Raw genomic sequence first — 9,226 nt, forward strand, 5'->3', positions numbered from 1 at the left:
CATCCACACACGCGCATGTTCAGACAGCTCCTCCGCAACAGCGTGCTGCGACGCATCCTCGCAGCCCTCGGGACGCTCCTCGGCGTCGCCATCTTCGTCTTCCTCATGCTGCGGGCGATCCCCGGCGACCAGATCAGCTCCGGCCTCGGCACGGAGGCCGCCGCGCTCACGCCGGCTCAACGGGCGGCTCTCGAGTCCTACTACGGCCTGGACCAGCCACTGCTCGTCCAGTTCTTCTCGTGGCTCGGCAACATCTTCACGGGGAACCTCGGCTTCTCCGCCCGGGCGCAGACGAGCGTTCTCGACCTCACGGCCGCTGCCCTCCCGGTCACCTTCGAGCTCGCGATCTTCTCGATCGTGATCGCCCTGGCCATCGGCATCCCGCTCGGCATGCTCTCCGCCTCGAAGCCCGACTCGGTCCGCGACGGCGTCGGGCAGGTCGTCGGTCTCGCCGGCCTGTCGATCCCCGCGTTCCTCCTCGGCACGGCGCTCCTCGCGATCCTCGCCTCCTCCTTCGGCTTCAACCCGAACGGGCAGGGCTACGCGACCCTCTTCGAAAATCCGCTGCTGAACCTCCAGCAGATGCTGCTGCCCTCGATCGTGCTCGGCTTCGGTATCGCCGCGCCCATCATGCGGACGACACGGACCGCGGTGCTGGAGATCCGTTCCCACGACTTCATCCGCACCGCGAGGGCCAAGGGCGTGCCTCCGCGCCGCCTGCAGCTGCGCCACGTGCTGGGCAACGCGCTCGTGCCGATCGTCACCATGACCGGCCTGCAGTTCGGCTACCTCCTCGGCGGCGCCGTGGTGGTGGAGCAGATCTTCTCGCTCCCCGGCATCGGACGGCAGGTGCTGCTCGGCATCCAGCAGAAGGAGTACGCGCTCGTGCAGAGCACCGTCCTGGTGATCGCGCTCGCCTTCGTCATCGTCAACCTGCTCACCGACCTGCTCTACCGGGTCATCGATCCCCGGGTGCGTGCCGCATGACCGACATCTCTCAGACCCCGGCCCTCGCCCCCGGCGGCGGGCGCACCATGGAGCGCGTGCGACTGCTGCTGCGCAGCCGCAGCGGGCTCATCGGTCTCATCATCGTGATCCTCCTCGCGGTGCTCAGCGTCGTGTCGGCGTTCGGGCTGCTGCCCTCCGATCCGCTCGCGCAGGATCCGCCGTCGCGCCTGCAGCCCCCGTCGGGCGCGCACTGGTTCGGCACCGACCAGTTCGGTCGCGACGTGTTCTCCCGAGTCGCCGCCGGCGTCGCGAACTCCGCCCTGATCTCGGTCGTCGCGGTCGCCTTCGCCACTGTCGTCGGCACCGTGTGCGGACTCATCGCCGGCTTCTATCGCGGCATCTCCGACGGCGCGATCACGGCGGTCACCAACGTGCTCTTCGCCTTCCCGCCGCTCCTGCTCGCCCTGTCGCTGGCATCCGTCTTCGAGCGCAACTGGTTCACGATCGCGGTCGCCATCGCGATCGTCTACGTGCCGATCTTCATCCGCGTCACGCGCGGCCCCGTGCTGTCGCTGCGGGAGGTCGAGTACGTCAAGGCGGCCAAGAGCACCGGGCAGAGCCGGATGGCGACGATGTTCCGGCACGTGCTGCCGAACATCACCTCGATCATCATCGTGCAGGTGACGCTCTCGCTGTCCTGGGCGGTGCTCACCGAGGCGTCGCTGAGCTTCCTCGGGCTCGGGACCCCGCCGCCCGCGCCGTCGCTCGGCTCGATGATCTTCGAGGCGCGGACGCTCGTCACGATCGCGCCATGGACGATGATCGCGCCCGGCGTGGTCGTGGTGCTCCTCGTCGTCGGGCTGAACCTGCTCGGCGACGGGCTCCGCGACAGCCTCGACCCCCGGAACAGGGGCAAGCGATGACCCCCGACGATCTCGGCGGACTCGCCACCGAGGCGAGCGACCCCCGGTACGCGGAGCTTGACCTCATGAGCGTGGCGGAGCTCGCGCGGACGATGAACGAGGCGGACGCCACCGTACCCGCGGCCGTGCAGCGGGCGCTCGGGCAGATCGTGCCGGCGATCGAGGCGACGGCGGCGCGCATGGCGCGGGGCGGACGCCTGATCTACGTCGGCGCGGGAACCCCGGGGCGCATCGGGGCGCTCGACGCCTCGGAGTGCCCGCCCACGTTCGGCACACCGCCGGAGCAGGTGTTCGCGATCATGGCCGGCGGCCCCGGCGCGATCGTCCATGCCGTCGAGGGCGCGGAGGATGACGAGGAGGCAGGCGCGGCGGCGATCGACGCCGCGGGCGTCGGCCCGCTCGACACTGTGATCGGCATCGCCTCCAGTGGCCGCACGCCCTACGTCGTCGCCGCGGTCCGCCGCGCGCGGGAGCTCGGGGCGCTCACCGTCGGCCTGTCGTGCAACACCGGTACCGTGCTCAGCGGGGCCGCGGAGCACGGCATCGAGGTGGAGGTCGGGCCCGAGGTGCTCGCCGGGTCGACGCGGCTCAAGTCCGGGACCGCGCAGAAGCTGGTGCTGAACATGTTCTCGACGATCTCGATGGTGCGGGGCGGCAAGGCCTACGGAAGCCTCATGGTCGACGTGAAGGCCACGAACCACAAGCTGCGCGAGCGCGCCATCCGCATGGTGCAGACCATCGCGGACGCCGACCGCGGCACGGCCGCGGCCGCACTGGAAGCGTCCTCCTACGACGTGAAGCTCGCGTCGATCATGATCCGCCGCGGTGAGGACCTCGCCGCGGCCACCGCACGACTCGCCGCCGCCGACAGCCGGCTGCGCACCGCACTGGAGGAGAACTGATGCGCGTCCTTGGACTGATCTCCGGCACTTCGCATGACGGGATCGATGCCGCCGTCGTCGACTTCTCGACCACCATCGACCCGGCTGCTGCCGGTGCGGGACTGCACGGCACGGTGGTCGCCGCGACGAGCGTGCCCTATGCGCCGGAGCTGCGCGCACGGCTGATCGCCGCACTTCCTCCGGCGCAGACGACCCTGGCCGAGGTATGCGAGCTGGACACGCTGATCGGGCAGGCCTTCGCGGAGGTCGCGGCCGATGTCGTGGCGCAGGTCGGCGGGGTCGACGCGGTGTGCTCGCACGGCCAGACCGTCTATCACTGGGTCGACGGTGCGCACGCGCTGGGCACCCTGCAGATCGGACAGCCGGCCTGGATCGCCGAGAGGGTCGGTGCGCCGGTGGTCTCGGACATCCGCATCCGCGACATCACGGCCGGCGGCCACGGCGCCCCACTGGTTTCGTTCCTCGATGAGCTGCTGCTGCGTTCGCGTGCCGGGATCTCCGCGGCCCTGAACCTGGGCGGCATCTCGAACATGACGGTGGTGCGGCCGGACGGCCTCGTCGCATACGACATCGGCCCGGCGAACGCCCTCGTCGACGCGGTCGTCGTCGAGCACGGGCTCAACCCGCTCGGCTACGACGACGACGCGGCGATCGCCCGCACGGGGCGGATCGACGAGGCGCTGCTGGCGGCCTTGCTCGAGGACCCGTACTACGCCCTCACTCCGCCCAAGAGCACCGGCAAGGAGCATTTCCACCTCGGCTATGTGCACGAGCACCTCGCGGCGCAGGGGCGCGACATCCCGGTCGCCGATGTCGTTCGCACACTCACCGAGCTCACGGTTCGGACGGTCGCGCACGATGTGGCGGCCGCCGGCATCGGGTTCCTGGCGGTGTCGGGCGGTGGATGCCGCAACCCGCTGATCCTCGACGGACTGCGTGCCGCGCTGCCGGAGACCGAGGTCGTGCTCGCCGACGAGCTGGGCGCCGCCGCGGACAGCAAGGAGGCCATCCTCCTCGCCCTCATCGGCTGGGCGACGATGCACGGCGTCCCCGCGATCGTCCCCGGCGGGACCGGCGCGCGTGAGCCGCGCATACTCGGCACCATCACGCCCGGGGCGGGTCCCCTGCGGATGCCGGAGCCGGTCGCGTCGATCGACTCGCTCGTGCTGACGGAGGCCGCTGCATCGTGAGCCTCCAGGTGCGCCGTGCCACCCCGGACGACCTGTCCGGGGTGCTCGAGGTGTTCCTCGCCTGCTGGCGGGAGAGCTACCGCGGCATTCTCCCCGACTCCGCCGTCGCCGCGATGAGCGACGAGCGTGCGGATGCGCTGTGGCGCCGGGTGCTCGCGTCCGTCGAGGGCGTCGTGCTCGTGGCCGAGCGGGACGGCGCGGTCGTCGGCGTCACGCGGTACGTCGCATCCTCGGAGGAGGGTGCGGTGCACTCGCTGTACGTCTCGCCGCGTGCGCACGGCGGCGGGATCGGCGGTGCGCTGCTTGCGCGCGCGACGGACGACATCCGCGAGGCCGGCGCGGTCGCCGCGACCCTCTGGGTGTTCGCGGCGAACCTCCCGTCGATCGGGTTCTACGAGGCCCAGGGCTGGCGTCCCGACGGCACGACCCGCACGCAGCCCGAGTTCGGTCAGCCCGAGTTGCGCATGCGCAAGGAGTGGACGTGAGCGTCGTCGAGCACATCCGCGTGCTCCGGTTGCCCACGCCCCTGGTGCGCCCCTTCATCACGGCCGTGCGGCGTGCGGACCACCTCGATGTCGTGCTGGTCGAGCTCACGGACAGCGAAGGACGCCGTGGATACGGCGAGGCCGCGACGAGCTGGCGTGTCACGGGGGAGAGCCCGGAGAGCGTGGCGGCTGCTGTGGCCGGACCGCTCTCGGATGTCCTGCTCGGACGTGCGCCGACGGACCCCGGGATCGCTGCCGACATCAGCCGGTCGCTGTGGGGCAACGCTGCGGCCCGCAGCGCCGTGGAGTGCGCGGTCGCCGATCTCGCCGCACAGGAGCGGGGTGTTCCTCTCGCAGCGGACCTTCGGGGGCCGTTCGCAGGGGAGGACCGGTCGATGGCATCGCGCATCCGCACCGACATGACGCTCTCCGCCGCGGAGCCGTCCGTGCTCTCCGCACTCGCGGTCGAGCACGTCGCCGCGGGCTTCCGATGCCTCAAGATCAAGGCCTCCGCCGCGCACGACACGCTCGCCGGGCTCCGCGCGGTGCGGGCCGCGGTCGGGTCGGACATCATCCTGCGGGTCGATGCGAACCAGGCCTGGGACGCCGAGGCGGCGATCCGCGTGATCCGCGCCGCGGAGGACGAGGGGATCGGGCTCGAGTTCGTCGAGCAGCCGGTCGCCGCGCACGATCTCGACGCGCTTGTCATGGTGAGCGGCGCCGTCGACACCCCTGTCATGGCGGATGAGTCGGTGCGGACCGCGCACGACGTCCGCGTGATCGCCGACCGCGGGGCTGCGGCCCTCGTGAACATCAAGCTCGCCAAGACGGGTGGCCTCGCGGAGGCTCTCACGGCTGCGGAGGCCGCGCGGACCGCGGGCCTGGGCATCGTGATCGGCTGCATGATGGAGTCCCACGTCGGGGTGGCGGCCGCAGCGCACCTCGCCGCGGCCGTTGCGCCTGATGTCGTGCACGACCTTGATGCGGCCCTCTGGCTGCGTACCGCCCCGGTGATCGGCGGGATCGCGGCGGCGGGGGACACGCTTCTGCTCGATGCGAACGCAGGCCCCGGCACTGTGGGCCTCGGCACTGCAGGTCTGGGCATCGCAGGTCTGGGCATTGCGGGGCTCGCGCCCGGGGCGCCGGTCGAGGTCCTCATCGACCTCGCGGGGGATGCGCGGGTGAACGCATGAGCGCCGCCGGAGCCGTCGCGGCGGTCCTCGCGGAACCCTCCGCCCCGCGCGGGGCGGTCGCGGGAGTGATCTCCGATGCCGGGCGCGACATCGCGGCCGGTGGACTGGCCGACCTCGTCGAGACTCCGATGACCACCGAGACCGCCTTCGACATCGCCTCGGTGTCGAAGGTCGCGGCGACCACGACCGCCATCCTGCGCCTGGCAGGCCGGGGCGAGCTCCGCTTCGACGACGCCGTCGACCGTTTCCTCCCCGGCACCGCCTGCGCGCAGGGGACGACCGTGCGCCACCTGTTGCAGCACCGCGCGGGCCTCTGGGAGTGGCAGCCGCTCTACCTCGATCCCGCGCACGACGCGGCAGCTGCTGCCGACGCCCTCCCGCTGCGTTACGGTCTCGATGAGGGACGGCACTACTCCGACCTCGGCTTCATGCTTCTCGGCCGGATCGTCTCGGCGGTCACGGGTCTGACGCTGGACGGCGCCGTTCGCGAGCTCGTGACGGCACCCCTTGGCCTCGCACGCACGGGATACGGCCCGGTGTCGTCGCCCGTCGCTTCCTCGGGGATCGGCGACGCCGCCGAGCGTCGGATGGTCGCCACCGGCGAGCCCTATCCGCTCCTGACGGATGCCCGTGAGTTCGCCTGGCGAGTGGGCGAGATCACCGGCCTCGTGAACGACGGCAACTGCTTCCATGCGTGGGGCGGGGTCGCGGGCCATGCCGGGCTGTTCAGCACGGTCGACGACCTGCTCACCCTGGGGGCCGCTCTCGCTGCGCCCGAGCGGCATGCCGAGCTGTGGCGCCCGGAGGTCGTGGCGGAGCTGTTCCGCGACGGGCCTGATCCCGGGCAGGCGCTGGGATGGCGGAGCGACACCGTGACCATCGGCGGCCGGGACTCCCGGATGCTGTGGCACCCCGGTTACACGGGCTGCGCCCTGGGGCTCATCCCCGACACCGGCATCGCCGCGGTGCTGCTGAGCAATCGCCTCTTCGCGCCCGAGCCTGCGCCCACCGAGACGCTCTGGCGGGCGGCACTCCCCGCGCTCCTGGACGGCGGAGTCCAGGACCAGGCCCCGACACTCCGTGACAACGAAGGAACGAGAACATCATGAGCACCACCGAGCCCGTGCTGAGCATCACCGGCCTCGCCGTCGCCTTCCGGACCGGTTCCGAGCTGGTCACCGCCATCAGCGATGTGAGCATCGACGTCGCTGCGGGGGAGACCGTGGCGATCGTGGGCGAGTCGGGGTCGGGCAAGTCCACCACGGCCGCCGCGGTCAACCGTCTGCTGCCCGAGAACGGCGTGATCACCGCCGGTAGCATCCGCTTCGAAGGGCGTGAGCTGACCGAGCTCCCCGAGAACGCGATGGTCTCGTTGCGCGGGGCGGGGATCGGCCTCGTGCCGCAGGACCCGATGTCCAACCTCAACCCGCTCATGCGCGTGGGGGAGCAGATCGGCGAGGCGCTGGAGGTCCACGGCCGTACGAGCGGCGACGCCACGAAGGCCAGGGTCGTCGAGCTGCTGGAGATGGTCGGGATCGCGGACGCCGCCCAACGGGCTCACCAGTATCCGCACGAGTTCTCCGGCGGCATGCGCCAACGCGTGCTGATCGCGATGGGACTCGCCTGCACCCCGCGCCTGCTGATCGCCGACGAGCCGACCTCGGCGCTCGACGTGACCGTGCAGCGTCGTATCCTCGACCAGCTCGACGCCCTCACCGACGACCTCGGCACCGCTGTCTTCCTCATCACGCACGACCTGGCGCTGGCGGCCGAGCGCGCCGATCGCATCGTCGTGATGTTCCGCGGGCACATCGTCGAGGAGGGAACGTCCGCGGAGGTGCTGGGCAACCCGCAGCACGAGTACACGAAGCAGCTGCTCGCCGCCGCGCCGAGTCTCGCCTCCCGCCGTGAGACGCTCCCGCAGCGGAACGCGTTGGCAGGTACTGAAGGGGCAGCCGATGCCGTGCCGTTCGTCGAGATCCGCGATCTGCGCAAGGAGTTCGCCCTCCGTGCGCCCAAGGCGGGCGAGCCGCAGACGTTCACCGCGGTCGACGGCGTCAGCTTCTCGATCCGGCGCGGGACCACGGTGTCGATCGTCGGCGAGTCCGGCTCGGGCAAGTCGACCACGGCGAACATGGTGCTCGGCCTCGAAGACGTCACCTCAGGCTCCATCCGGTTCGACGGAGTCGACCTGACGACGCTCCGCCGCAAGGAGCTGTTCGCCCTGCGGCGTCGGGTGCAGCCGGTGTTCCAGAACCCGTACGCCTCGCTGGATCCGCGGTACACGGTCGAGCAGTCGATCGCCGAGCCGTTGCGCGTGCACCGGATCGGCACCGCCGCCACCCGCCACTCGCGGGTGCTGGAGCTGCTGGAGCAGGTCGCCCTGCCCGCGGCGATGGCCGAGCGGCTGCCGCATGAGCTGTCCGGCGGTCAGCGCCAGCGCGTCGCGATCGCCCGTGCGCTCGCGCTCGAGCCTGAGCTCGTCGTGCTGGACGAGGCGGTCTCGGCGCTCGACGTGCTGGTGCAGGCGCAGATCCTCGACCTCCTCGCCGACCTGCAGCGTCGCCTGGGACTGAGCTATCTGTTCATCAGCCACGACCTCGCCGTCGTGCGGATGATCTCGGACGAGGTGCACGTCATGCAGCGCGGCGTCGTCGTCGAGAGCGGCACGCCGGAGCGGATCTTCGACGACCCGCAGCATCCGTACACGCGAGAGCTGCTCGCGGCGATCCCCGGAGCGTCCCTGGCGTCCTGAGGGGAAGATCTGGGCGATGGCCCGATAAACTAGAGGTGCTTCGCCGCAAGCCGACGCTCTCCCGTCCATACGGGCGAGCCCGCGCTCGCGAACGGATGCCGAAGCCTCGTGTGCTTGGTATCGCTCCGCTGCAGACGACCTGTTCGACGCAGTGTCGACGAAGCCTGGTTCACACAGAACGAGGCAACGTGCTCACGACCCCAGGTCACATCATCGTCCATCCCTTCCACGGGCCCGTCCGGATCATCGGCACCACCACGCGGGACCTCAAGCAGCGATCGGTTCGTTACCTCGACGTCGAGACGCTGCACCACCCGCTACGGATCAGCGTTCCCGTCGACGCGGTCCACAGGGTCGGGCTGCGCCCGCTGCTCGACGCGCAGGGCGTACAGCGGGTTCTTGACCTGCTGGGAGCGCCCTCCGACGATGACTACGAGAACAGGTGGTCGCGGCGGATCAAGGACTATCAGCTCAAGCTCCAGACGGGGCAGGTCGAGCAGCGGGTTGCGGTGATGCGGGAGATCATCCGCCAGCGTGGCCCCTATCCGGTCCCGGGTGCGGAACGCGATCTTCTGCGCGAGGTGCGCGACGGCTTGACCGTCGAAGTCAGCCTCACGCTCGGGATGAGCCAGGCCGAGGCCGAGGCGATGCTGAACGATGCCGTCTGCCCGAGCATCGCGTTGGTCGAGAGCGCCACCGGATGAGGTTGATGGCGACGATGCTGCCAGGACTCCGGGGTTATAGGCCAGAAAGAGTGGATGGGTTCTTGACATAGCCGCGTGATTTCGCGGTAGAACGGGGGTCGTCATGGTCTGCGAGGCTTACTCGTG

Annotated in this window: 9 protein-coding genes; all 9 read left to right on the plus strand. The window is 70.7% G+C overall.

Annotation, left to right across the window (positions count from 1 at the left end):
- Positions 1-15 precede the first annotated feature (15 nt).
- The 9 genes from J2Y69_RS03875 (at position 16) to J2Y69_RS03915 (ending at position 9,100) form a co-directional block, all read left to right on the plus strand.
- Positions 16-987, plus strand: a complete 972-nt coding sequence (locus J2Y69_RS03875; protein ID WP_310017734.1) for an ABC transporter permease — start codon at positions 16-18, stop codon at positions 985-987.
- Positions 984-1,871: an ABC transporter permease gene (locus J2Y69_RS03880; protein ID WP_310017736.1), complete on the plus strand. Its 888-nt coding sequence runs from the start codon at positions 984-986 to the stop codon at positions 1,869-1,871. The genes J2Y69_RS03875 and J2Y69_RS03880 overlap by 4 nt, the downstream gene beginning before the upstream one ends.
- Positions 1,868-2,773, plus strand: a complete 906-nt coding sequence (gene murQ / locus J2Y69_RS03885) for an N-acetylmuramic acid 6-phosphate etherase (protein ID WP_310017738.1) — start codon at positions 1,868-1,870, stop codon at positions 2,771-2,773. The genes J2Y69_RS03880 and murQ overlap by 4 nt, the downstream gene beginning before the upstream one ends.
- Complete coding sequence (locus J2Y69_RS03890; RefSeq protein ID WP_310017740.1) at positions 2,773-3,963, plus strand: anhydro-N-acetylmuramic acid kinase; 1,191 nt, start codon at positions 2,773-2,775, stop codon at positions 3,961-3,963. The genes murQ and J2Y69_RS03890 overlap by 1 nt, the downstream gene beginning before the upstream one ends.
- A complete protein-coding gene (locus tag J2Y69_RS03895) occupies positions 3,960-4,448 on the plus strand; it encodes a GNAT family N-acetyltransferase (RefSeq protein WP_310017742.1) in 489 nt (162 codons plus the stop codon). Before J2Y69_RS03890 ends, J2Y69_RS03895 begins: the two co-directional genes overlap by 4 nt.
- On the plus strand, positions 4,445-5,641 hold the full coding sequence (locus J2Y69_RS03900) for an enolase C-terminal domain-like protein (RefSeq protein WP_310017744.1): 1,197 nt from the start codon (positions 4,445-4,447) through the stop codon (positions 5,639-5,641). Before J2Y69_RS03895 ends, J2Y69_RS03900 begins: the two co-directional genes overlap by 4 nt.
- Entirely contained in the window at positions 5,638-6,750 is a 1,113-nt protein-coding gene (locus J2Y69_RS03905; RefSeq protein WP_310017745.1) for a serine hydrolase domain-containing protein, read from the plus strand. Before J2Y69_RS03900 ends, J2Y69_RS03905 begins: the two co-directional genes overlap by 4 nt.
- A complete protein-coding gene (locus J2Y69_RS03910; protein ID WP_310017747.1) occupies positions 6,747-8,396 on the plus strand; it encodes an ABC transporter ATP-binding protein in 1,650 nt (549 codons plus the stop codon). The genes J2Y69_RS03905 and J2Y69_RS03910 overlap by 4 nt, the downstream gene beginning before the upstream one ends.
- Before the next feature lie 188 nt (positions 8,397-8,584).
- Complete coding sequence (locus J2Y69_RS03915; RefSeq protein ID WP_310017749.1) at positions 8,585-9,100, plus strand: CarD family transcriptional regulator; 516 nt, start codon at positions 8,585-8,587, stop codon at positions 9,098-9,100.
- Positions 9,101-9,226 lie beyond the last annotated feature (126 nt).

Origin of the sequence: Microbacterium resistens (genome assembly GCF_031456305.1) — a bacterium.
Lineage (GTDB): Bacteria > Actinomycetota > Actinomycetes > Actinomycetales > Microbacteriaceae > Microbacterium > Microbacterium resistens_A.